19 protein-coding genes and 1 pseudogene are annotated in these 22,569 nt (G+C 68.6%); 9 read left to right on the top strand and 11 right to left on the bottom strand.

The annotated features are described in order from the left end of the window. The 7 genes and pseudogenes from AC1U2B_RS23565 to AC1U2B_RS23595 form a co-directional block, all read right to left on the bottom strand. Positions 1-1,293, bottom strand: a 1,293-nt coding sequence (locus AC1U2B_RS23565; protein WP_480218689.1) for a PPE domain-containing protein, incomplete at its 3' end; no start/stop codon positions are given. A 14-nt stretch (positions 1,294-1,307) separates the two neighbouring features. Continuing rightward, positions 1,308-2,608 (bottom strand): annotated as a pseudogene (gene eccE / locus AC1U2B_RS23570) (type VII secretion protein EccE). Then, positions 2,605-3,951, bottom strand: a complete 1,347-nt coding sequence (gene mycP, locus AC1U2B_RS23575; protein WP_480218690.1) for a type VII secretion-associated serine protease mycosin — start codon at positions 3,949-3,951, stop codon at positions 2,605-2,607. The pseudogene eccE and the gene mycP overlap by 4 nt, the downstream one beginning before the upstream one ends. A 193-nt stretch (positions 3,952-4,144) precedes the next feature. Continuing rightward, a complete protein-coding gene (locus AC1U2B_RS23580; RefSeq protein ID WP_260934609.1) occupies positions 4,145-4,402 on the bottom strand; it encodes an HPr family phosphocarrier protein in 258 nt (85 codons plus the stop codon). Positions 4,403-4,449: 47 nt separating this feature from the next. Beyond that, positions 4,450-6,462, bottom strand: a complete 2,013-nt coding sequence (locus AC1U2B_RS23585; RefSeq protein WP_480218691.1) for a PTS fructose transporter subunit IIABC — start codon at positions 6,460-6,462, stop codon at positions 4,450-4,452. Positions 6,463-6,487: 25 nt separating this feature from the next. Next, a complete protein-coding gene (pfkB, locus tag AC1U2B_RS23590; protein WP_480218692.1) occupies positions 6,488-7,465 on the bottom strand; it encodes a 1-phosphofructokinase in 978 nt (325 codons plus the stop codon). Beyond that, positions 7,462-8,241, bottom strand: coding sequence for a DeoR/GlpR family DNA-binding transcription regulator (locus tag AC1U2B_RS23595; protein WP_480218693.1), 780 nt, complete (start codon positions 8,239-8,241; stop codon positions 7,462-7,464). Before AC1U2B_RS23595 ends, pfkB begins: the two co-directional genes overlap by 4 nt. Positions 8,242-8,343: 102 nt before the next feature. Between AC1U2B_RS23595 and ptsP the strand changes: the two genes are divergently transcribed. Both ptsP and AC1U2B_RS23605 read left to right on the top strand, forming a co-directional pair. Continuing rightward, the gene (gene ptsP / locus AC1U2B_RS23600; protein WP_480218694.1) at positions 8,344-10,083 is read left to right on the top strand and encodes a phosphoenolpyruvate--protein phosphotransferase; all 1,740 of its coding nucleotides are present in this window, start codon (positions 8,344-8,346) and stop codon (positions 10,081-10,083) included. 53 nt (positions 10,084-10,136) lie between these two features. After that, positions 10,137-11,111, top strand: coding sequence for a pirin family protein (locus AC1U2B_RS23605; RefSeq protein WP_133760115.1), 975 nt, complete (start codon positions 10,137-10,139; stop codon positions 11,109-11,111). On the opposite strand, the gene AC1U2B_RS23610 is transcribed toward AC1U2B_RS23605, so the two are convergent. Next, positions 11,112-13,280 carry an FUSC family protein gene (locus tag AC1U2B_RS23610; protein ID WP_480218695.1) on the bottom strand — a complete coding sequence of 723 codons (2,169 nt, stop codon included), beginning with the start codon at positions 13,278-13,280 and terminating at the stop codon, positions 11,112-11,114. It lies immediately after the preceding gene. 256 nt (positions 13,281-13,536) lie between these two features. Here AC1U2B_RS23610 and AC1U2B_RS23615 point away from each other — a divergent pair, with 256 nt between their 5' ends. The 7 genes from AC1U2B_RS23615 to AC1U2B_RS23645 all read left to right on the top strand — a co-directional run bounded on the left by AC1U2B_RS23615 (position 13,537) and on the right by AC1U2B_RS23645 (position 19,588). Next, positions 13,537-14,172, top strand: a complete 636-nt coding sequence (locus AC1U2B_RS23615) for a TetR/AcrR family transcriptional regulator (RefSeq protein WP_043391310.1) — start codon at positions 13,537-13,539, stop codon at positions 14,170-14,172. A 27-nt stretch (positions 14,173-14,199) separates the two neighbouring features. Then, the gene (locus AC1U2B_RS23620; RefSeq protein WP_480218696.1) at positions 14,200-15,132 is read left to right on the top strand and encodes an SAM-dependent methyltransferase; all 933 of its coding nucleotides are present in this window, start codon (positions 14,200-14,202) and stop codon (positions 15,130-15,132) included. Between the two features lie 81 nt (positions 15,133-15,213). After that, positions 15,214-16,614, top strand: a complete 1,401-nt coding sequence (locus tag AC1U2B_RS23625) for an aldehyde dehydrogenase family protein (RefSeq protein WP_480218697.1) — start codon at positions 15,214-15,216, stop codon at positions 16,612-16,614. A gap of 108 nt (positions 16,615-16,722) precedes the next feature. Then, positions 16,723-17,586, top strand: coding sequence for an SDR family oxidoreductase (locus AC1U2B_RS23630; RefSeq protein WP_043391304.1), 864 nt, complete (start codon positions 16,723-16,725; stop codon positions 17,584-17,586). 3 nt (positions 17,587-17,589) lie between these two features. Further along, positions 17,590-18,561: an NADPH:quinone oxidoreductase family protein gene (locus tag AC1U2B_RS23635; RefSeq protein ID WP_480218698.1), complete on the top strand. Its 972-nt coding sequence runs from the start codon at positions 17,590-17,592 to the stop codon at positions 18,559-18,561. A 2-nt stretch (positions 18,562-18,563) separates the two neighbouring features. After that, positions 18,564-19,049 (top strand): DUF456 domain-containing protein, encoded by a 486-nt coding sequence (locus tag AC1U2B_RS23640; RefSeq protein ID WP_480218699.1) that lies wholly within the window; start codon positions 18,564-18,566, stop codon positions 19,047-19,049. Beyond that, positions 19,046-19,588: a YceI family protein gene (locus tag AC1U2B_RS23645; protein WP_480218700.1), complete on the top strand. Its 543-nt coding sequence runs from the start codon at positions 19,046-19,048 to the stop codon at positions 19,586-19,588. Before AC1U2B_RS23640 ends, AC1U2B_RS23645 begins: the two co-directional genes overlap by 4 nt. A gap of 8 nt (positions 19,589-19,596) precedes the next feature. Here AC1U2B_RS23645 and AC1U2B_RS23650 read toward each other — a convergent pair whose 3' ends face one another. From AC1U2B_RS23650 to AC1U2B_RS23660, 3 genes are read right to left on the bottom strand one after another with little or no spacing between them, the layout of a single operon-like run. Further along, positions 19,597-20,406: a tyrosine-protein phosphatase gene (locus tag AC1U2B_RS23650; RefSeq protein WP_480218701.1), complete on the bottom strand. Its 810-nt coding sequence runs from the start codon at positions 20,404-20,406 to the stop codon at positions 19,597-19,599. Further along, entirely contained in the window at positions 20,406-21,635 is a 1,230-nt protein-coding gene (locus AC1U2B_RS23655) for an acyl-CoA dehydrogenase family protein (RefSeq protein WP_480218702.1), read from the bottom strand. The genes AC1U2B_RS23650 and AC1U2B_RS23655 overlap by 1 nt, the downstream gene beginning before the upstream one ends. Before the next feature lie 23 nt (positions 21,636-21,658). Beyond that, complete coding sequence (locus AC1U2B_RS23660; RefSeq protein WP_480218703.1) at positions 21,659-22,411, bottom strand: hypothetical protein; 753 nt, start codon at positions 22,409-22,411, stop codon at positions 21,659-21,661. Between the last annotated feature and the right edge of the window lie 158 nt (positions 22,412-22,569).

Consider the following 22,569-nt stretch of genomic DNA (forward strand, 5'->3'; position numbering starts at 1 on the left):
GCCCGCTGCCGCACCACCAGCGCCCGTCGCCGGTGCGACGGCCGCCGGCTGCAGGGGCTGGCCACCCAGCCCGCCGCCACCGCCGCCGGATCCCCCGCCCGCGCCGCCGCCGGCTGACGCCGGGCTCACGCTCGGGCCGTCGGGCAGGCTCGGCATCTCCGGTTTGTCGCCGCCCAAGCCGCCGGGCATGCCTCCGCTCGGCGAACCCTGTCCTGAACCACCCGACGGCGAGCCGCCGCCGGAAGGCGAACCGCCAGAAGGTGATCCACCGCTCTCAGGCTTCTGGGCTCCGGCGCTCGCGGGACTGACGCTCGGCGATTCCGGCATCGACGGTTGTCCGCCACTCGGTGTCCCGCCGCCGCCTCCGGACGGCGAACCGCCGCCAGGTGTCTGACCGCGGCCGTCGCCGTTGTTCTTGTCGTCTTTCTTCGCCACATCCCCCGGCTTTACGGCCGGCGACTTGTAGCCCAGGTCGGGCGGGTGCGGCGGATTGATCGGTTGGAAGCTGGCCTGGGTGGCGTACGCCTTGCGGACATTGTCCGACCGCTCCTGGAACTCGGACATGCCGAGCCACTGGGCCCCGGTCTCCCACATGTCGTTGAGCAGTTGCTCGAAGTGGGCCACGTCCGCCAAGCTCGGATGTTCGTCGCGCTTGCCGCCGTGAATTTCGATGAGCGTGCTCGCCTGCTTGGCGACTTGCCCGGCGGTCTCGGACATGCCGTGCAGCCAGGTCCCGTAGTCCCGCATTGCCTTCTCTGCGGCCTCGGCAGCGTCGCCCTCCCAGTCGGTGCCTGCCATCGTGTACTTGTCTGCCATAGCAGCCAATTGCGTTGCGGTGGTATTCATCTGGGTGACGAAACTGCCGAGGGAGATGCCCTGATCGGTGGAGTTGATCTGCCGCGCGGCGTCCTGCCAATCCATCCCGTCGTCACCAGGCCCGTTAGGGCCGCACTTGCGATCTTCCGGAGCCGGAACGGCGACCGGCAGGTTGGCGCTGACCGGCGCCGGCGCGCTGTTGCCGCCCTCGATGTTTGCTTTGCCGCTGGCATCGGCGGCGTCGTACGCGTCGGCGGCGGCCCGTAGCATCGCGGCCAGCCGCTGATTCTGGCTGCGTCCGGCGGCGAGCATCTCGGACAGGTGGTTCAAGTTCTCTTTGATCAGATTGGTCGCGTCTTGCGAGATCTTCAGCGCGGACGGGGCCTGCGGGCCGGGCGGCAGCGTCGGCAGCGCCACGTCGACCTCGCTGGCCTTGGTCCTTAGGGTCTCCGAGGAGACTTTGACTTTTCCGGACATCTCCCTGCTCCCCCCTACTTCTCCAACGCCATCTGGAACCGGCTCTCTTCGCGCGGGTTGATCAGCTGGATGGGCAGCTGACGGTGACGCGGAGTGTCGATAAAGTTGTGGCGCAACAGAATTCGTGAAATTCCCGGATGTGGCCCCAGGTAGGTGGTGGCATTCGGCCACGCCACCTTGGGGACGTTCCCGATCCGGGCATTGATGAACCCCGCGAATTCCTTGAACTGCGGTGCCAGGGTGACGACGGCGCCCGCTGCCGCCGAGCGGACCACGAACTGCGTGAACAGGTGCGCGTCACCGAGGTTGATCGTGGAATCGACGTTGTCGAACGGCATGTACACCGGGTAGCGGTCGGCGGTCTCCCCCACCAGCACGCCGGCCGAGCCGATCGGCAGCTCGTAGTGCCGGTCGGTGATCGGGCTCAGCCCCTCCAGCGCGGCGCGCTGTCCACCGAACAGGCACGAGAACCCGCGGGGCGTCGTCGGCGTGGCCAGCGTCGTCAGCAGCACCGTCGCTGTCGGGGCCTGACCCGGCTTGACCCGCACTCGGGTGATCGTGTGGTCGGCCCGGGGCGGCCCCCGATCGCGGTCGCCCGATCGAATTCCTCGAAGCTGCGGGCCGGGCGGGCGTCGATGCCGTGACTCGCCAATTGGTCGGCGATCCGGGTCGTGGTCGCCACCAGGTAACTGGCCAGGCCGGACACCCCGGTGCCGCGGCGCATTGCCGAGCGGCGGGTCTCGTCGGGATTGGCTCGCAACACGATCCAGGTTCGACGGTTCGCCGGCGCGGCGTAGGGCCCGACCACCTGTTCGTACAGCGCGACGACGCTCGACGGGGCGGTCTTGCCGACGCGGTAGCCGGCCGAGACGATGTCGGCCTCCAGGTCGGGCGCATGCGCCGCGAGCAACTGCTCCACCAGCCGGGTGTTCAGGTTGTCGTCGGTGAAGGCCTCGCCGTTGACGATCACCGTCGGGGTGAACGACCGCGGTACCAACTCGACCACCGAGATCAGGTGATCTCCCAGCCAGCGCACGGCCACGTGATCGCCGGGCATGACCGTCGCGCCGACGGCCGGCTCGGACGGTGCGGGCAGGGCCACCTTGCGCCGGCGCTGCCACGCGAACATCGCGGCGATCCAGCCCGTCAGCCGTCGCCCGCGGATGGCGAGGACGGAGAACAGCGCGATCAGCACGCCCAGCGTGATGCCCAGCCACAGCAGGTCGAAATGCATGCACAGCAGCACGACGGCGGGCACGAGCGTCGCCGCCCACAGCAGGTGCCCCGTGGTGAAGCGGAACCCGAAGTGCCTCATCGGCGCCTCAGCGCCCGACGGGTCACCGCGCCCAGGCCGAGCAGCACGACCAGTGCGGCACCGGCCACCACGACCATCGTGATGGGTCCGCGGTCCGGCGGCGGGATGTATACCGGCGGCGGAATGCTCTTGACCTGGTAGGGCGCCTGCTTGGGGCCGGCGGGCACATCCCAGGTCAGCGCCGCCACCGGGTCGACGACGCCGGCCCCGACGTAGTTGTCTACCCCCCCACCGGGATGCCGCGCGGTCGCGGTGATCCGAGTGACGATCTGCGCGGCGGTCAGGTCAGGGAAACGCTGCCGTAGCAGGGCGGCCAGCCCCGAGACGTACGCCGCGGCGAACGAGGTGCCGTTGATGGGGATGGGGCCGTCCTGCCCGGTCAGTGCGTTGACCGGATTGCCGTCATAGCCCAGCGCGGTGGCGCCTTCGGCCGGCGCGGCGGCACCGACCCATGGGCCCGACATCGAGAAGGTGCTCGGCTGGCCCTGTGGCCCGACGCCGCCGACGGTCAGCACCAACGGCGAATACCAGGCCGGCGAGACGATGGTCTGCACCTGCTTCCAGCCCCGCGGGTCCGACGGCGTCGCGGCGTCCGGCGGCGGATTCTGGTTGCAGTCCTGGCCGGTGTTGCCGGCGGCCACGATGACCACGGCGTTCTTGACGTTCACCGCATAGGCGATGGCCGAACCCACAGTGGTCTCGTTGATGGCGCGGGTCACCTTGTAGCAGGCGGCCTCTGAGATGTTGATTACCTGGGCACCGAGATTCGCCGCGTGCACGATGGCGCGCGCCAGGCTGCGCAGCGACCCGGCGGTCTGGGTGGTGTTGGGGTCGTTCGGATCGCTGCGTGAGTCCTTCGGCTGGAAGGCCTCCGAGGTCTGGCGCAGCGACAGGATGCGGGCCTCGGGGGCGACGCCGATGAATGCGTCCGTCGGCGCCGGGCGGCCGGCGATGATCGAGGCCGTCAGGGTGCCGTGGGCATCGCAGTCCGACAGGCCGTTGCCGCCCTTGTCGACGAAGTCGCCGCCGGGTTCGGCGGGCACGCGCGGCGAGGCGTTCACGCCCGTGTCGATGACCGCGACGGTGACGCCCGCCCCGGTGGCGAATTTCTGCGCCTCCGCGAGGTGCAGATAGTCGGCCGCCCACGGCTTGTCGGCGAAGTTCGAGTTCGGCAGCACAGCCGGCGCGGAGCAGATCTTGCGCTGCTCCATCGCTTGATCGGGGCCGGTGTCGTCGGGAGGGACGGCGCCAGGGTCGATGGCCGGCGGTTCGATGGCCAGTGCGGGCGGCGCGCTGGCGACAGCCAGCAGCAACGCCGCAGCGACGGCGGCTAGACGACGCACGAGCTACCGCCCCCACCATGGGGACGACCGCTCGTGAACTTCCGAGTCCCCCGTGACATTTTCCCTGCTACGACATCTGCGTGAACCGCGATGCCTTCCCCGTAACCATGTAGCACGAATTCATACTAGTGGTGTGTAGCGGGGGCTCAGTGCGCTTTCTGTGGCCGCTGGGAGTGGCCCCGAGCGGTGCGCGTCAGGCGTCGAGGTCCTGCGACACCAGGTCGGCGACCACCGCGAGCGCGGTTTCGTCGTCCGAAGCCACCGTCACCTGGGCGCCGTTGCCGGCCCCGAGCGTCATGATCATGAGCGCCGAGCCGGCGTCCACGGGTTCGCCGCCGTCGACCGCGAGGGTTACCTGCGCGCCGGAGTTGACGACGGCCTCGGAGATGACGGCCGCCGGACGGGCGTGCAGGCCGATGGCGGATCCGACGGTGACGGTCTTGCTGGGCATGGCTTCTCCTTTGTGGGGTTGGGTTGGTTGTCTGATCTGGAAGTTGTTCAGCTGCCGGTGGGCTGCAGGGATGCGGTGGCTTCGGCCGTTGGGACTGCCCTGCCCGCGCTCTTGGCGACGATGACCGCCAGTGCGCTGCAGACGGCTCCGACGAGCACCGCCACGACGAACCAGATGAGGTGGTCGATGGCGAAGAAGACGAAGATGCCGCCGTGCGGCGCCTTGGAGGTCACGTCGAACGTCATCACCAGGGCCCCTGTGACGGCGCCGCCGAACATCATCGACGGGATGACCCGCAGCGGGTCGGCCGCGGCGAACGGGATGGCGCCCTCGGTGATGAAGCACGCGCCGAGAAGCCAAGCGGCCCTGCCGTTTTCGCGCTCAGGTTCGGTGAAGAGCCGGGGCCGGACGGCCGAGGCCAACGCCATGGCCAGCGGCGGCACCATCCCGGCGGCCATGACGGCGGCCATGATCCGCAGCGACGCGACGTCGCTCATGTTCAGTCCGGCGGCGGCGAAGGCGTAGGCCGCCTTGTTGACCGGGCCACCCAGGTCGAAGCACATCATCAGGCCGAGGATGACGCCCAGCAGGACCAGTGAGCTGCCGGTCATGCTGCCGAGCCAGTGGGTCAGGCCCGAGGTGACGGCGGCCAAGGGGCGGCCCAGCAGCAGGAACATCGACAGGCCGACGATCAGTGAGGCGCCCAGCGGGATCACCACCACCGGCATCAGGCCGCGGAACCACTGGGGCACTTTGAACGATCCGATCCACAGTGCGGAGAACCCGGCGATCAGCCCGCCGACGATGCCGCCGATGAATCCGCCCCCGACGGCGACGGCCACCGCACCGGCGGTGAAACCCGGTGCGATACCGGGACGGTCGGCGATGGCGAACGAGATGTAGCCCGCGAGGGCCGGGACGAGGAATCCGAAGGCCAGCCCGCCGAGTGTGAACAGCACCGCACCGAGGTACTGCGGGAGTCCGCCGGTCGGCAGGTTGGTCAGTGAATTGGTGGTCGCGATGATGTGCGCGAGTGAATCAGTTTGCCCGGCAGGCTTGTTGGCGATCTCGTAGCCCGCGAACAGGAACCCCAACGCGATCAGCAGGCCGCCGGCCGCGACGAACGGAATCATGTAGCTGACACCTGTCAGCAGGATCTGGCGCAGCCGCGTGCCCCAACCCAGCCCGCTGCGGGCATCGGTGGGCGCGGCGGCCGCTGCATCGCCCTGCACTCGGGCGGCCCGCGGATCCTTGGCCGCGGCAACGGCTTCGGCGATCATGGTGTCGGGTTCGTTGATGGCCCGCTTCACGCCCGAGGCGACGACGGGCTTGCCGGCGAACCGCTGCTTGTCCTTGACCCCGACATCGGTGGCGAAGATGACGGCGTCGGCTGCGGCGATGGTCTCGGCCGACAGTGGGGTCGAGCCGGACGACCCTTGGGTTTCGACGCTGAAGCGCACTCCCGCGCGGTCGGCGGCCAGTTTCAGGGCATCGGCGGCCATGTAGGTGTGCGCAATTCCGGTGGGACAGGCGGTGATTGCGACGAGTGAGGCGGCGGGCGCCGATTCGGGCGCAGGGGCCGGGGTCGGCGGTGCGACTGGGGCTGCGGGTGCCGGGCTGACGACGCCCTCGACGAGAGCGACCACCTCGGCGTCCGTGCCCGCGGCACGGAGCTGTTCGACGAAGTCCTTGCGCACCAGCGCCCGGGCCAGGCTGGACAGCAGCTTCATGTGCTCGGCACCGCCCGATTCCGGGGCCGCGATGAGGAACGCCAGGTCAGCGGGACCGTCGGGCGCGCCGAACGGGACCGCGGGTGCCAGCCGGGCGAAAGCGATGGTCGGGTCGTCGACATGGGGCGATCGGCAGTGCGGGATCGCGATGCCGCCGGGAAGGCCGGTGGCGGACTGGGATTCGCGCGCCAGTGCGGCCTCGATGAGTCCGTCGCGGTTGGTGGCGCGGCCGGCCGCGGCCATCCGGCCGGCCAGCAGTTCGATCACATTCTGCTTGTCTGGACCGGCGTCGACGTCGAGTGCGACGAGGTCCGAGGTGATGATCGGCATGGGTGTTCCTTTGATTAGAACGGGATCAGAGAATGGCTGAGGCAGAGGTGACTGCCTGTACGCGAACGGTTTTCACATCGATCTGCTCCGGGTTGGGCAGTGCGGAACCTGGCAACGAGGCAGCTGCGCTGCCGTAGGCAACGGCCGTCTGGAGCCGCTGCGCGGGCGGAGCGCCGGCGATGGTGGCGGCGAGATATCCCGCCAGCGATGCGTCACCCGCGCCGACAGTGCTGCGCGGCACGATGGACGGGGCCGTTGCCGCCCACACGCCGTCGTGGTCGACCAGGACCGCGCCGGCGCCGCCGAGGGTGACGAGCACGGTGTGCGCCCCGCGCGTGACGAGTTGCTGGGCGGCGGCGATCACCGGCAGTGGATCACCTTGTGCGGCAGCCTCTTCCAGCTCGTGTGCTGAGCGTCCGGTCAACCACGCGAGTTCCTCGGAGTTGGGCTTGATCAGATCGGGCGCCGCGGTCGCGAAGCCGTCGGCCAGTGCGGTGAGCGGCCGTTCGGAGGTGTCCACCGCGACGCGGCACGGCAGCGCCGCCAGCTGGGCGACGATGTCGGCGTACCAGCCGTCCGGAACGCCCGGCGGCAGCGATCCGGACAGCACCACCCAGGTGGCCCGCGCCGCGTGATCACGGACGACTGCGGTCAGCGCCGCCAGGGCGGCGTCATCCAGATGTGCCCCGGGCTCGTTGAGTTTGGTTGTGGTGCCGTCATTTTCGGTGATCGTCAGATTGCTGCGCACGGTGCCGGGGATGTCGATGTTGTGAAACGGCACCCCGCGGGTCCGCAGCTCCGCCAGGATCGGATCGTGGTCGGCGGCCGGCAGCAGGGCGACGGTGTCGACACCGTTCTGCGTCAGCGCGCGAGATACGTTGACGCCCTTGCCCCCTGGCTCGGTGGAGACGGGGATCAGGCGGTGTACCGCTCCCCTGGTCAGCGGTTCGTCGAGGGAGAGGGTGCGGTCCAGGCTGGGGTTGAGGGTGACGGTGACGATCACGAGCCGGCCTCCGCGCAGATGACGTCGACTCCGGCGTCGACGAGTTGGCGGCGCTCGTGATCGCGGATCTCGTTGTCGGTGACGACGGTCCGTACGGCCGACAGCGGTGCGAAACTGACCAGGTCCTCGCGGCCGAACTTGCTCGAATCAGCCGTCACCACAACGTGATTGGCGCACTTGACCATGGCGCGCTTGATGGCGGCCTCGTCACTGTCGGGGGTGGAGAAGCCGTGCCGGACGGTGATGCCGTTGGTGCCGAGGAAGGCGACGTCGACGCGCAGGGAGTCGAGGGTTCGCAGCGCCTGCTCCCCCACCACGGCCTGGGTCAGGCTGCGGACCCGGCCGCCCAGCAGTTGCAGGGAGATTGTCGGGTTGGACGTCAGCTTCGCGGCCGCGGGAATCGAGTTCGTGATGATGACCAGGTCGCGGTCGGTGGGGATGAGCTCGGCGATGCGCGCGGTGGTGGTGCCGGCGTCGATCAGCACCGTCCCGCCGGTGGCGGGCAGCAGGGCAACCGCCGCGGCGGCGATCGCGGCCTTCTGTTGGGTCTGGGTGGAATCGCGCTGGACCACGCCCTGCTCCACCAGGTGCAGTGTGCGGGCCGGCACCGCTCCCCCGTGCACGCGGCGGATGACCCCCGCTTTGTCGAGGACGTCGAGGTCGCGGCGCACCGTTTCTGTGGTGACGTCGTAGGCGTCTGCCAGTTCGTTGACCGAGGCGCGGCCGTCGGCGAGCACTCGCGAGGCGATGGCCTGCTGCCGTTCTTCCGCGTACATGACCCTCCAAGATTGTGGGAACACATCCGATTCGATCTTTGTATTGTTTGTTTTACGCTTGGATATGTTGACTTGTCAACGGTTCGGAGTAATCTACATCACATGAGCCAGACATCTGTGAGCCCGGCCCCGACGCCACAGCCAATGCCAGTCGACGTGGAAACCGGCGGCCCACCGGTGGTGCTGCGCGGAGTTCCCGCAGTCGGCGGAGTGCGTTACGCGCCGGTGCTGTGGCCAGGGGCGCGACCCACGCCCGAGGCCGACGCCGCGCCCGTTGAACTGGGGGAGCCGGAGCGCGCGGGGGAGCGGGATCGCTTCGCGGCCGCTTCGGTCACCGTCGCGGACCGCCTTCGGACCCGGGCGGCCAAGGCGACTGGAGCGGCCGCGGAGGTGTTGGCCACGACGGCGACGCTGGCGCAGGACCGGGCCTGGGCGGCGGCGACGGACAAGCGCATCGCCGACGGCATGTCCGCGGTGCGGGCCGTCGTCGCGACGGCAGACCAGTTCGTCGAGATGTTCACCCGGATGGGCGGATTGATGGCCGAACGGGTCGCCGACCTCAGGGATATCCGGGATCGCGTGATCGCCGAACTGCGCGGACTTCCCGAGCCGGGGGTGCCGGTGCCGGACGTGCCGTCGGTGCTGTGCGCCGAGGACCTGGCGCCCGCGGACACGGCCGGGCTGGACCCGCAGCTGGTGGTGGCGTTGGTGACCAGCCTGGGCGGGCCGACCAGTCACACCGCGATCATCGCCCGCCAGCTGGGCATTCCGTGCGTGGTAGCCGTTTCCGGTCTCGAGCAGGTGCGGTCGGGCGCGATGGTGCTGGTGGACGGCACCAACGGGACGGTGGCGATCGAGCCCGACGCGACCGCGGCTGCCGAGGCCGTGGCGCAGGCGCGGCGTGAGTCCGACCTTGCCGACAGCTGGCGTGGCCCCGGATCCACCGCTGACGGGCATCGGGTAGCGGTGCTCGCCAACGTGCAGGACGGCGCCGCCGCGCACGCGGCCGCCGCGACCCCGGCGGAGGGCATCGGGCTGTTCCGGACCGAATTGTGCTTCCTGAATCGGGATCTCGAACCGACCGTCGACGAGCAGGCGCAAATCTACGGAGACGTGCTGGCGGCGTTCCCGGAGCGAAAAGTGGTAGTGCGCACCCTCGACGCGGGTTCGGACAAGCCGCTGCGATTCGCCGGGCATGCCGATGAGGCCAACCCGGCGCTGGGGGTGCGCGGCATCCGCATCGCCCAGGGCAATCCGGAGCTGCTGACCCGACAGCTCCAGGCGATCGCGGCTGCGGCCGCGGCGACTGGACAGCGTCCGTGGGTGATGGCCCCGATGATCGCGACGCCGGCGGAAGCGAAAGCCTTTGCGGTGCAGGTGCGGTCTTTCGGTCTGACGCCCGGTGTGATGATCGAGGTGCCCGCCGCCGCGCTCCTGGCCGACCGGATCTTGCGGTACGTCGACTTCCTGTCGATCGGCACCAATGATCTGACGCAGTACACGATGGCGGCCGACCGGATGTCGGCCGACCTGGCGACGTTGAGCGACCCGTGGCAGCCGGCGGTGCTGGCGCTGGTGCACGCGGCGGCCAAGGCGGGCGAGGAGCAGGGCAAGCCGGTCGGCGTGTGTGGAGAGGCCGCGGCTGATCCGGCGCTGGCGTGCGTGCTGGTCGGGCTGGGCGTGACGTCACTGTCGACGGCGGCTGCCGCGGTCCGCGCGGTCGGTGCGGCGCTGTCGGGGGTGACGCTCGATCAGTGCCGGGCGGCCGCCGATGCCGCGCTGGCGGCGGAGTCGTCGGACGAGGCGCGCAGTGTCGCGATTGCGGCGCTGGCTGGGCGTTGACCTGCGCTGTTGCCATCCGGAATTAATCGGACTATGGTCCGGTTATAGGTGACATGCCTGCTATCACTGCTGACACGATCAGCTTGCCGCGTATTGCTCCCGCCGCACCGAGTGAGACAGAACGTCCGGTGCGGTCCATCACCACCGGCCCGCGTGGTTACGAGGGCGAGGGCTTCCCGGTGGTCCGCGCCTTCGCCGGGGTGAGCCCGGCCGACCTCGATCCGTTCGTCCACATGGACCAGATGGGTGAGGTCGAGTACGAGCCCGGCGAACCGACGGGCACCGACTGGCACCCGCACCGCGGCTTCGAGACCGTGACGTACATGATCGACGGCCGCTTCGCGCACCAGGATTCACACGGTGGCGGCGGCCTGATCACCGACGGCGCCACGCAGTGGATGACCGCCGGATCGGGCATCCTGCACATCGAGACGCCGCCTGCCGAACTCGTCGAGAGCGGTGGCCTGTTCCACGGCCTGCAGCTGTGGGTGAACCTGCCCAAGAAGGACAAGTTCGCCGCCCCCCGGTACCAGGCCATCGAGGGCACCGACGTGACCCTGTTGTCCTCCGACGACGGCGGCGCACTTGTGCGCGTCATCGCCGGTGAGATCGGCGACGCCACGGGCCCGGGTGGGACGCACACGCCAATCACCATGGCGCACGCCACAATTGCGCCCGGAGCTCGACTGGACGTGCCGTGGAACCGCAAGTTCAACGCGCTCGTCTACATCCTCTCCGGACGCGGCACGGTCGGACCCGTCGGGCACCCCATCCACCAGGGCCAGCTGGCCGTGCTGGGACCGGGGGACCGCATCACCGTCGCTGCCGATGCGGGCCAGGACTCCAACCGGCCCGCGCTCGAGGTGCTGTTGCTCGGGGGCCAGCCGATCCGGGAACCGGTCTTCCACTACGGCCCGTTCGTGATGAACTCCAAGTCGGAGCTCATCGAGGCGTTCGAGGACTTCCAGTCCGGCAAGTTCGGCCAGATTCCGCCGAATGCGTTGAAGCCGCACCGGCCCGGCCGCTGATCAAGAGGGCGCGGGGTAGAGCAGCTCCAACTCACCGAGGCTGGCCGCGACGGTCACCAGAGGCAGCGCGGCCTCGACCGACAAGGTTCCGCCTCCGGACTCGGCGCGCAGAGCCAGCACGAAGTCGTCACTGATCGGGCTGCGCTCTGCGGCGCCGGGATCTTCGGTGCCCGAGATTCGGGCGCAGATCGAGGCGGTGTGCTCTTCCAGTACGGCACGGGCAGCCGGGTACGGGGCCAGGGGCGGCGGCACGACGTCAGCGATGAGGTCGGCCGCCGCCCGCAACCGGACCGTCTGATTGGCGGCCCGGACCACCGGCGCCCGCAACTCCGTGGCCCCACTGCTCTCCGAAAGAAAGTGGCGCACAGCATCATCCACGGTGCGAGAGGCGGTCAGGGCGTCATGGCTCAGTGCGTGCACCCGGTCGGTGGCTGCCTCGGATGCGCCGCGGGTCACCCGCCGCACGGCGGCGATCAGGTACCGCGTGCCGGCGGTGCGCGCCGAGTCCAGCGTGCGCTGCACCACCGCCGCTGAACCTCGCGGCCACAGCAGCAGCGACACCACGACGCCCACCGCGGCGCCGACCAGGACGTTCTCGAGCCTGATCAGCCCGACCCGCCAGCCCGCCGGACTGAGCAGGTTGTAGATCGTGAGCACCAACATCGTGAACATCGCCTGGCCCGCGACGAACGAAAACACGTCGGGCACATAGGCGGAACCAAACGCCACGATCGGCAGGAGCAACCACAGCAGGACGGGATTCGCTCCGATCAGGTGGATCACCACGGTGCCGAGCAGGAACCCGATCGCGGTGCCGCCGACCGCACGCACGACGCGCGTCCCGGTGGTCAGCGCACTGCTGCGCAGCACGGACAGGGACGCCATGGCGATCCAGAATCCGTGCTGCAGGGGAAACAGATGAACGACCGCCACCGCCACGGCCAACCCGATGCCGGTGCGCAGGCTGTTCTGCACCACCACAGCCCGGGTCGCGACGAACCCCGACGGGATGGCGGACACGGCCTGGGATTCGGACAACACTCGGTCGAAGTTCCCGGATACCGGCAATCGCCGACCCAGGACGCGGGCCCACACCGGGCGGGCGTCGGCGTCGGCCGCCAACCCGATGACCCGGCCGGTGGCCCCCACACATGCCGAGAAGGTCCGTAGCCGCAACAGTTTTCGGCCGGCCGCGACGGCCAGGAGGTCGTCGGGCTCGCCCCGGATCAATTCGATGTCCTCGCGGTAGCGCCCGCGGGTCGCGGCCCGATGGGCGGTCAGCGCCTCGGCCAGATCGGCGCGGTAGCGATCGCGGCCCTCGGCCTGCGGCGTGCTCAGCACCCGGGCGCAGTCGTTCAATACCCGAATGGCCGGCCCACGGGTCTCCGCCAGCAGTGAGCCGGTGGCGTCGGTGGCACGGTCGCACAGCCAGCGCAGATCGTCGACCACCCGCACCAGGGCGCGACTGCCGGCGGTCAAACCGACCGGGCGGAAATCGGCGCCAAGGAAGTTGTCACCCAGCGCCTCCATCGCATCGGAGAGCTCCTGAGCCGTCGCCGACCCCTCCAGCCGGGCCGCCAGCAGCCGGCACACCTGCGCCGCGTGCTTGCGCAGGTCGTCGTGATGCGTGGGCGGCAGCAGGAACAGGGCGGCGGGGACGGCAATGGTCCAGGCCACCGCCCAGCCGAGCAGTCGATCGGGGACCGGGCCGGCCGGCGTGCACACCGGCAGCACGAACGTCATCAAGGTGGAGCGCTGGCCGGCGGCGATGATCTCGCTGAGGACACCGGAGAACGTCACCAGCACGCCGATGGCGAACATCGCCGGTACGGCGAGCCACGGATGCGGGGACAGCAGCGTGCCCAGGGTGATCAGGACCGCACCGTTGAAGCCGAGCCCGGCGTAGGCCAGCGCCCGCGCCGGCCGGTTGCCGGGAAAATCCACCACCACCAACAGCGCGACCGCGCCGAAGATGGCGAACAGCGTCGTCTGCGAACCGCTGCCGACGGCGGTACCGACCGCCAGTCCGACGACCGCGACGACCGGCAGCACCAATCCCGCACGGGTCGCCCGGCGCAGCGCGTCATGTTCGGGATCACCGTCGTGCGGCCGCGCACGCAGCTGCTGCCAGCGCACCGCCAGCGACTCTCGCGACACCACGCCCGCCATGGCGCCCAACATTAATTTGGCTGACGTCGTCGTGCGCCGGCAACGACACGCCACCGGGCCGGCTTTCTCCCGGCCGCCGCCGGTGCGGGGTCGTTCCTGGCCGGGCTACCGATCGGGACCGGCCGGCGGCCGCGAACCTGGCGCTGTGCAGCAATCGGTCATTGACATAACTGCAAGTTTGCTGGAAGAAGTAATTTTGGCGGCTGTGCTTCGCATACGAGCAGGGCCGGGCCGAGATCTGTGGCACAATTTGACGATGCCGTACATCGCCACCCGAGGCCCGGGTCGCCCTCCCGCGGCGAAGGCGGCCGAAACCCGTGAGCGCATCCTGCGCGCTGCCCGCGAGGTTTTCAGTGAACTCGGTTACGACGCAGCAACATTCCAAGCCATCGCCATCCGCGCGGATTTGACGCGCCCAGCGATCAATCATTACTTCGCGAACAAGCGGGTGCTGTACGGCGAGGTCCTCGATCAGACCAACGCCTTGGTGGTCGCTGCGGGCCGTCGCCGGGCCGAGGAGGAGACCACCTTCATCAGGCGCTTGTCGTCCTTCTTCGTCGCCGCCATCCAGGGTGACTCCGAGGACCGATCCGCCGCGGCGTTTCTGGTGACCTCGATTCTCGAGGCTCAGCGACATCCCGAATTGCGCCAGGAGGAGCACGACGCGCTCGTGGCCTCCCGTGACTTCGTGACCTGGGCTGTCACCGACGCCATCGAGCGCGGTGAGCTGGCCGTCGACACCGAGGTGCCCACCGTGGTGGAGATGCTGATCGCCGTCATGTGGGGGATGGGCTTCTACGCCGGATATGTCGGCAGCCATCAGGAGCTGACGGCCGTCATCGAGCGGCTCGAACTATTGCTCGCCAACAAGTTGTGGCGGGTCACCGAATAGGTCGGCGTCAGCTGGTACATCTAGTACATGGGCAGCGAACGCTCCGACGACGACACCTGGGATATCGCTAGCAGCGTCGGCGCGACGGCGGTGATGGTTGCCGCAGCGCGGGCCGGGGAATCCGAACGTGACGACGCGTTGATCCGCGACCCGTTCGCCAAGATCCTGGTCGCCGGCGCCGGCACCGGTGTGTGGGAGACGATCCTGGACGCCGACTTCAACAACCGGATGGCCGGTGCCGATCCTGAGGTCGCCGCGGTGCTCGAGCACATGGGCAACTACCAGGCTGTGCGCACGCATTTCTTCGACGCGTACTTCGCCGACGCCGCGGCCGCCGGCATTCGGCAGGTCGTGATCCTGGCGTCCGGGCTGGATTCGCGGGCCTACCGATTGGCTTGGCCGGCCGGCACGACGGTCTTCGAGATCGACCAGCCGAAGGTGCTGGAGTACAAGGACCAGACCTTGAAGGCGCACGGTGCGACGCCGGTCGCGGTATTGCACCAGCTGCCGATCGACCTGCGCAACGACTGGCCGAAAGCGTTGCGGGACGCGGGATTTGACGATTCGGCGCCGACCGCCTGGCTGGCCGAAGGGCTGCTGATGTACCTGCCGGCCGACGCGCAGGACCGCCTCTTCGACAACGTCACCGCGCTGAGTGCACCGGGCAGCCGCATCTCGGTCGAGACGGTCGGCGAGCACGCCGCCGAACGCCGCCAGCGGATGCGCGATCGGTTCGACAAGCTCGCCGGGCAGTTCGGCATGGGACAGGTCATGAACGTGCAGGACCTGATGTACGAAGACCCCGATCGCGCCGACGTGGCCCAATGGCTCGACTCGCACGGCTGGTCGTCCACGTCCGTCACCTCCCAGGATGAGATGCGCCGGCTGAATCGCTGGGTGCAGGTTGATGCCACCGATGACAAGGCGTTTTCTACGTTCGTGACCGCACTCAAGCGCTGATCCGGAGCGGCTGGCCCTTCTAACCAACCGGCCGGTTGGCTAGGATTCGAATGTTGCCTGGCTCACGTAAGGACGTTCGTCATGACCCTTGATTCAGCTGTATCCGTCGGCCCAACAGCTGCTGATATCCCGGCGGTTGTCGCCGGCCTACGCAAGACCTACGCCACCGGGCGCACCCGTGACCTGCAGTGGCGCAAGAAGCAATTGCTCGCGCTGGCCCAGGCGATGGAAGAGAACGAGACCGCCATCGCCAAGGCGCTCGAGGCCGATCTCGGCCGCAAGCCCTTCGAGGCCTGGCTCGCGGACAGCGTCGGCACCATCGCCGAGGCCAAGGACGCGGCCAAGAACTTGCACAAGTGGGCGAAACGTCGCTATCGCCTCTTGGAGCGCTCGCAACTGCCCGGCCGTGGCTGGGTGGAATACGAGCCTTACGGCACGGTGCTGATCATCGGCGCCTGGAACTTCCCGTTCTACCTCACGCTGGGCCCGCTCGTCGGTGCCATCGCCGCGGGAAACACCGTGGTGCTCAAGCCATCTGAGTTCGCTCCGGCCTCGTCGCGGCTGATGGTGGAGTTGGTCGAGAAGTACCTGGACACCTCGGCCGTCGCCGTGGTCGAGGGCGACGGCGTGGTCAGCCAGGAACTCATCGCGCAGGGCCTGGACCGCATCATGTTCACCGGTGGCACCGAGATCGGCAAGAAGATCATGGCGGCCGCAGCCGAGCACCTGACCCCGGTCACGCTGGAACTCGGTGGCAAGAGCCCGGTGATCGTCGCCGCTGACGCCGACATCGATGTCGCCGCCAAGCGCATCGCATTCGCCAAGGTGGTCAACTCGGGCCAGATCTGTGTGGCGCCGGACTACGTGGTGGCCGAGAAGCCGATCCGCGACGAGCTGGTCGCCAAGATCCGCGACGCCATCGTGGCTTTCACCGCCGACGACGTCGACGGCCTGCCGATCGTCAGCGAGCGGCAGTTCAACCGACTCAGCAGCTACCTGGGCACCGGCGGGGACGTCGTCACCGGCGGCGGAACCAACCCGGCGCGGCTCACCATGCAGCCGACTGTCGTGGTCGACCCGCCGCTGGACGCACCGGTGATGACCGAGGAGATTTTCGGGCCTATCCTGCCGGTGATCACCGTCGATTCGCTCGACCACGCCATCGCCTTCGTCAACGCCCGGCCCAAGCCGCTGGCCGCGTACCTGTTCACCAAGGCCAAGGCCGTCCGCGAGCGCTTCATCCGTGAGGTGCCTGCCGGCGGCATGCTGGTCAACCACCTGATCTTCCAGGTCTCCACGGCCCGGCTGCCGTTCGGTGGCGTCGGACCGTCCGGCATGGGTGCCTACCACGGTCGGTACGGCTTCCTGGAGTTCAGCCACGCGAAGTCGGTGATGACCAAGCCGACGCGGCCCGACCTGGGCAAGCTGATCTACCCGCCGTACACCGACAAGGCGTGGAAGATCGCGCGCAAGTTCTTCTAGGCCGGTCGACGTCAGACCGGACCCACCGATGCGGCGGCCAATCGGTCGCCGTATACACAAGGGGACGCCCACCGCGGTGTCCCGCTGACCTTCCATGAGAGGAAACCCATGCCCGGAGTGCAGGATCGCGTCATTGTCGTCACCGGTGCCGGTGGCGGCCTGGGTCGCGAATACGCGCTGACGCTGGCCCGTGAAGGCGCCTGTGTCGTGGTCAACGACCTCGGCGGCGCGCGTGACGGCACCGGTGCCGGCCACAACATGGCCGACCAGGTTGTCGAGGAGATCAAGGCCGCCGGCGGCCGCGCCGCCGCCAACTACGACAGCGTCGCCGAGGCCGAGGGCGCCGAGAACATCGTCAACACCGCGATCGAAGCCTTCGGCAAGATCGACGGCGTGGTGTCCAACGCGGGCATCCTGCGGGACGGCACCTTCCACAAGATGACCGCCGACCAGTGGGACATTGTGCTCAAGGTGCACCTGTACGGCGGGTACAACGTGATCCGTGCCGCCTGGCCGCACTTCCGCGAGAACGCCTACGGCCGCGTCGTGGTCGCCACCTCGACCAGCGGCCTGTTCGGCAACTTCGGTCAGGCCAACTACAGCGCCGCGAAGCTGGGTCTGGTCGGTCTGATCAACACGCTGGCCCAGGAAGGCGCCAAGTACAACATCAAGCTCAACGCCGTCGCGCCGATCGCCGCCACCCGGATGACCGAGGACATCGTGCCGCCGGAGGTCTTCGCGAAGCTGTCGCCGGAGTACGTGGCGCCGGTCGTGGCGCAGCTGTGCAGCGAAGAGCTGCCGGAGACCGGGTCGATCTTTATCGTCGGTGGTGGCAAGGTGCAGCGCACCGCGCTGTTCCAGAACGACGGTGTCACCTTTGACGACGTGCCCAGTGTCGACGAGGTCGCCGCGCGGTGGGGCGAGATCACCGATCTGTCTGCCGCCAAGGCCGCGTCGTTTGCGCTCGGCTGATAGGTGAAGGCGCTTGTTGCGCAGTCGCTGACCGGCCCCTCGGGCCTTGCCTACGCCGATATCGATGATGCCGGTGACCCTTCGGGCAATGCGGTGGTCATCGATGTCGGCGCGGCCGGCGTCTGCTTCCCCGATCTGCTGCTGATCCGCGGCGAGTACCAGCTCAAGCTGCCGCCGGGATTCACCCCGGGCATGGAGGTGGCCGGTACCGTCCGGTCGGCGCCGGATGGTTCCGGTTTCGTTGCCGGTCAACGGGTTTCGGCCTTCACGATGATGGGCGGCTATGCCGAACGGGCATTGGCTCTGCCGTCGTCGGTGATCCCCACGCCCGACGGCCTGGATGACGCCTCGGCGGTCTGCCTGCTCGGCAACTACTACACGATGTACTTCGCTTTGGCCCGCCGCGGCGGGCTGTTGGCGGGGGAGACGGTGCTGGTGCTCGGTTCGGCCGGCGGCGTCGGGGTCGCGGCCATCCAGATCGCAAAGGCCATGGGCGCCAAGGTGATCGCCATGGTGCACCGGGTCGAGGCGATGGATTTCGTGGCCTCACTCGGCGCTGACGTGGTGCTGCCGCTCACCGACGGCTGGCGCGACGCGGCACTGGCGGCCACCGACGGCCGGGGAGCGGACCTGGTGGTCGACCCGGTCGGCGGCGACGCCTTCGACGACGCGATTCGGGTACTGGCCACCGAGGGCCGGCTGCTGGTGCTGGGTTTCGCTGCCGGACAAGGTATTCCGTCGGTCAAGGTGAACCGGCTGCTGCTGCGCAACATCAGCGTGGTGGGCGTCGGGTACGGCGAGTTCATCAACCGGGTGCCCGGCTCGGCTGCCGAGATCGGCGCCGGCCTGGCGAAGCTGGTCGAGGCCGGGCTGCGACCGCCGGAGCCGACGCGCTTTCCGCTGGCCGACGGTGCTGCGGCACTACAGGCATTGGCCGACGGGAAGATTCACGGCAAGGCAGTCCTGGAGCCCTAGTCGTGAATACCTTGGGAACAGTGCTGGTTGCGCTGGCCATCGCGATCGGCCTGGTCGGCATCGTGGTGCCGGTGCTACCCGGCGGTTTGGTCGTATTCCTCGCGATCGCGGTGTGGGCGGTAGTCGTCCACACCGCGACGTCGTGGGTGGTGCTCGGGGTCGCGGCGGCGTTGTTCCTGGCCGGCGAGGTGATCAAGTACCTCTGGCCGATGCGCCGGATGCGGCGGGCCGACGTGGCCACCCGCAGCCTCGTTGTCGGCGGAATCCTCGGTGTCATCGGGTTTTTCGTGATTCCCGTGCTGGGACTGGCCATCGGCTTCGTGCTGGGGGTCTACCTGTCCGAGTACTCGGCACTGCGTGACAAGGGCCGGGCCTGGACGTCGACCAAGCACGCCATGAAAGGCGTTGCGTTGGCCATGGGGGTCGAATTGACGGCCGCGCTGCTCTCGACGGTCGCGTGGGTGACGGGATTGGTGTTGGGCAATTGACCCCTACGCAATGGAATCTCGGCGAAGCCGACGGCGAGCTACTGCTGCACACGGGCGTGACCGGCAGCGCGGCCCGGATGGGGCACCGATTGACCATCGCGTTGCGCTCGTGGCGGGCGACCGTGGACTGGGACGGAGACAAACCCGTCTCGGTCGAGGTGAGCGTCGAACTGAACTCACTCGAAGTGCTGACGGGCGAGGGTGGGATGACTCCGCTGTCCAGCGCGGAGAAGGCGTTGGTGCGGAGCAACGCGCTGAAGACGTTGCAGGTCAAGCGCTTTCCGCAGGCGACATTCCGCTCGTCGTCGATCGAACCCGATGCCGACTCGTGGCGGCTGACCGGAACCCTGGACCTCGGTGGACGCAGCAACGAGCAGACCGTCGACGTCGAGGCGGTGCGGGACGACGCCGGTTGGCGGTTGAGCGGAGCGGCGGTCGTACGGCACAGTGACCACGGCATCAAGCAGTATTCGATGCTGATGGGCGCGATGAAGGTGACGGACGACGTTCGGGTGACACTCACCGCGAGACGCGGCTAGGCACCGCCTCAGCCCCGCAGCACGCCCCGCAACCGCGTCAGCTGGTCCTCGGTAACCCCAATGGCGGCAAGGTAATTCGCCTGCGAACCGTACTCGGACTCCACGACATCGAGAGCCGCATCCAGGTACTCCTCGCGGACGCCGAGCACCTCTTCGGTGAGCCGGGCCTCGGCGAAGGTGACGACCTCGGCCGTCTGCCCGGCCCGGGTGCGGATGGTCTCCAGGATGCCTTCCCGCAGCTGCGGCACCGCGTCGTTGCTGCGCAGGAAGTCGGTCAGGATCGCGTCGCGCTCGACTCCGACGGCGCCCAGCACCGTCGCCACCGTGAATCCGGTGCGGTCCTTGCCGGCGAAGCAGTGCGCGATCACCGGGCGGGAGTCGGCGAGCATCGAAATGACCTGGCGCACCGCAAGATGCGCGCCCGGCAGGGTGGGGAAGCGGCGGTATTCCTCGACCATGAAGCGACCGGCAGCCGCCGCGACGTCCTCGTCGTCGGGCTTCTCCGTCATCATCTTCTCGAAGGCGTTCTCGTGCGGCGCCTCGGCTTCCTCGGTGCCGGCGGCGGCCAACTCGTGGAACGGCAGCAGGTGGATCGCAACGCCGTCGGGCACCTGCCCGGGACCTCGGCGCTCGACCTCGCGCAGCGACCGGAGGTCGGCGACATCACTGATTCCGAAACGCTGCAAGGCTTTACGGCCGTCGTCGTCCAGTCCGCTCAGCTCGCTGGAACGGAACAACCGGCCACCGGCGATGCCCGTCTCCTCGGCGACATCGCGGAAGTTCCAGGCGCCGGCGAGTTCCAGGCCAGTCGACCGCATCAGCGACCCAACGCCGCGGCCGCCAGTGCCGACTTCTCTCGGCCGAGTTCGGCGCGCGCGATGGTGCGCATGTGCACCTCGTCCGGGCCGTCGAACAACCGCATCGCCCGGTGCCAGCCGTAGAGCCGGGCCAGCGGGACGTCATCGCAGATTCCCGCGGCGCCGTGCACCTGGATGGCGCGGTCGATGACATCGCACGCGACCTGCGGGGCCACCGACTTGATCTGTGACACCAGCACATGGGCAGCCTTGTTGCCCTGCTGGTCGATGGTCCAGGCAGCCTTCTCACACAACAACCGGGCCTGGTCGATCTCGTTGCGGGACTTGGCAATCGACTCGCGCACCACGCCCTGCTCGGCCAGCGGCTTGCCGAACGCCACCCGCGTGGACACCCGGTCGATCATCAACGCCAGGGCCCGCTCGGCGGCGCCGATCGCGCGCATGCAGTGATGGATACGGCCCGGCCCCAGCCGCGCCTGCGCGATCGCAAACCCCGAACCCTCCTCGTGCAGCAGGTTCTCCGCCGGCACCCGGACGTTGTCGAAGACGATCTCGCAGTGCCCGTGCTGGTCCTGCCAGCCGAACACCGGCAGCGAGCGCTGGATGTCCACGCCGGGGGTATCGACGGGCACCAGGATCATTGACTGCTGCTGGTGTGAGGCCGCATCAGGGTTGGTGCGGCCCATCACGATCAGAATCTTGCAGCGCGGGTCAGCGGCGCCGGTGATCCACCACTTGCGGCCGTTGATGACATAGTCCCCGCCGTCGCGCAGCATCGTCGTCTCGATGTTGCGGGCATCCGAGGAGGCTACGGCGGGCTCGGTCATGGCGAACGCGCTGCGAATCTCCCCGGCCAGCAGGGGTTCGAGCCACTGCTTGCTCTGCTGCTCGTTCGCGAACAGGTGCAGGGTCTCCATGTTGCCGGTGTCCGGCGCCGCGCAGTTGATGGCCTCCGGGGCGATCTCCATGCTCCAGCCGGAAATCTCCGCCAGCGGGGCGTACTCCAGGTTGGTCAACCCGGACTCCGACGGCAGGAACAGATTCCACAGGCCACGCTTGCGGGCCTCGATCTTGAGCTCCTCGACCACCGGCGGCACCGTGTGGTCCTTCGGGCCCTTCTCCTCGCGATAGGCGTGGTAGGAGGCCTCGGACGGCAGCACGAGTTCGGTCATGAACTCGGTGAGCCTGTCCTGGTAATCCTGCGCTTTTGCCGACAACGCGAAATCCATGACCGCCACGATATGCCACCTGGTTAGACATGTGGAAGTGCGGTCCGCTCCTCGGGAATCAGGCGGATGTCACTGATGTCGATGGCCACCATGAGTTCGTCGGCCAGGGGACGGCCGGCAGCGTCGCATCGGTAGGCCCGGCGCCTCGTCGGCAGCTTGATGCCGTCGGTCTCGACCATCTCGCTGACGTAGTGCTGTGCCGCGAACCCACCGGCGACGTCGACGCGATAGTCGTGCCGCCGGATCAGGAAATCACTGCCGAAGTAGAACTCTTCTTCGCGGCTGTGACTGGCGATGCCGTCGGGGAAGCGCACCTGCAGCCCGCGCCACCGTTCGCCGTGGTCCATGATCGGGTCGATCTCGGTCACGACCATGCCCGGCAGCGCCATGAAGAACGGCGTCGTCAAGTACGTCCACAATGCGTAGCCGTTGAAGTACGCCCGCTGCAACGGATTCCACGGCGTCGAAAGGACATGGCTCGCGAACGTGGCCCGCGGATCGGTTTGTTCTGCCACTGTCTGGCCATCGAGTTTCTCGATGGCCACACGCTGCGGGGTGAAGTCGGTCCGTTGATCCGGGGCGCCGAACGGGTGCACCGACGCCCATTGCCGGTGCAGTGCAACGGACATCCGGCGCGGCACCGGGTCTTGCGGCTGCCGCTTGATACCCCACAGTTTGCCGCCGGTGACGATGGTCGCCTCCACGGCGCTGAAGCTGCGCCACCGGTCGAGTCCGCCGTGCGCGTCAAGCACCGAGTTGAGCAAGTTCGACGTCATGGCGGGCCTTTCTCGCAGGTTGCCTTCCGAAGAACGCGCAGCCGGCGATATCGGGTCCCACTCAGGGTGGTCCTGTCGCTACCAGGATCAACGGGGACCCGCTGGTACGGAATGCCGCCTCAGGTGTCCGCGCTGTTTGCCGATGACGACACCCACCA

It is taken from the genome of Mycolicibacterium sp. P4_G11, from assembly GCF_056555145.1.

What these genes read in the sequence shown, in the direction of transcription:
- AC1U2B_RS23580 (WP_260934609.1), bottom strand. Translation starts at nt 4,402, where the DNA reads ATGCCCAGCAAGACCGTCACCGTCGGATCCGCCATCGGCCTGCACGCC.
- AC1U2B_RS23585 (WP_480218691.1), bottom strand. Translation starts at nt 6,462, where the DNA reads ATGCCGATCATCACCTCGGACCTCGTCGCACTCGACGTCGACGCCGGT.
- AC1U2B_RS23595 (WP_480218693.1), bottom strand. Translation starts at nt 8,241, where the DNA reads ATGTACGCGGAAGAACGGCAGCAGGCCATCGCCTCGCGAGTGCTCGCC.
- ptsP (WP_480218694.1), top strand. Translation starts at nt 8,344, where the DNA reads ATGAGCCAGACATCTGTGAGCCCGGCCCCGACGCCACAGCCAATGCCA.
- AC1U2B_RS23605 (WP_133760115.1), top strand. Translation starts at nt 10,137, where the DNA reads ATGCCTGCTATCACTGCTGACACGATCAGCTTGCCGCGTATTGCTCCC.
- AC1U2B_RS23610 (WP_480218695.1), bottom strand. Translation starts at nt 13,280, where the DNA reads ATGGCGGGCGTGGTGTCGCGAGAGTCGCTGGCGGTGCGCTGGCAGCAG.
- AC1U2B_RS23615 (WP_043391310.1), top strand. Translation starts at nt 13,537, where the DNA reads ATGCCGTACATCGCCACCCGAGGCCCGGGTCGCCCTCCCGCGGCGAAG.
- AC1U2B_RS23620 (WP_480218696.1), top strand. Translation starts at nt 14,200, where the DNA reads ATGGGCAGCGAACGCTCCGACGACGACACCTGGGATATCGCTAGCAGC.
- AC1U2B_RS23625 (WP_480218697.1), top strand. Translation starts at nt 15,214, where the DNA reads ATGACCCTTGATTCAGCTGTATCCGTCGGCCCAACAGCTGCTGATATC.
- AC1U2B_RS23630 (WP_043391304.1), top strand. Translation starts at nt 16,723, where the DNA reads ATGCCCGGAGTGCAGGATCGCGTCATTGTCGTCACCGGTGCCGGTGGC.
- AC1U2B_RS23650 (WP_480218701.1), bottom strand. Translation starts at nt 20,406, where the DNA reads ATGCGGTCGACTGGCCTGGAACTCGCCGGCGCCTGGAACTTCCGCGAT.
- AC1U2B_RS23655 (WP_480218702.1), bottom strand. Translation starts at nt 21,635, where the DNA reads ATGGATTTCGCGTTGTCGGCAAAAGCGCAGGATTACCAGGACAGGCTC.
- AC1U2B_RS23660 (WP_480218703.1), bottom strand. Translation starts at nt 22,411, where the DNA reads ATGACGTCGAACTTGCTCAACTCGGTGCTTGACGCGCACGGCGGACTC.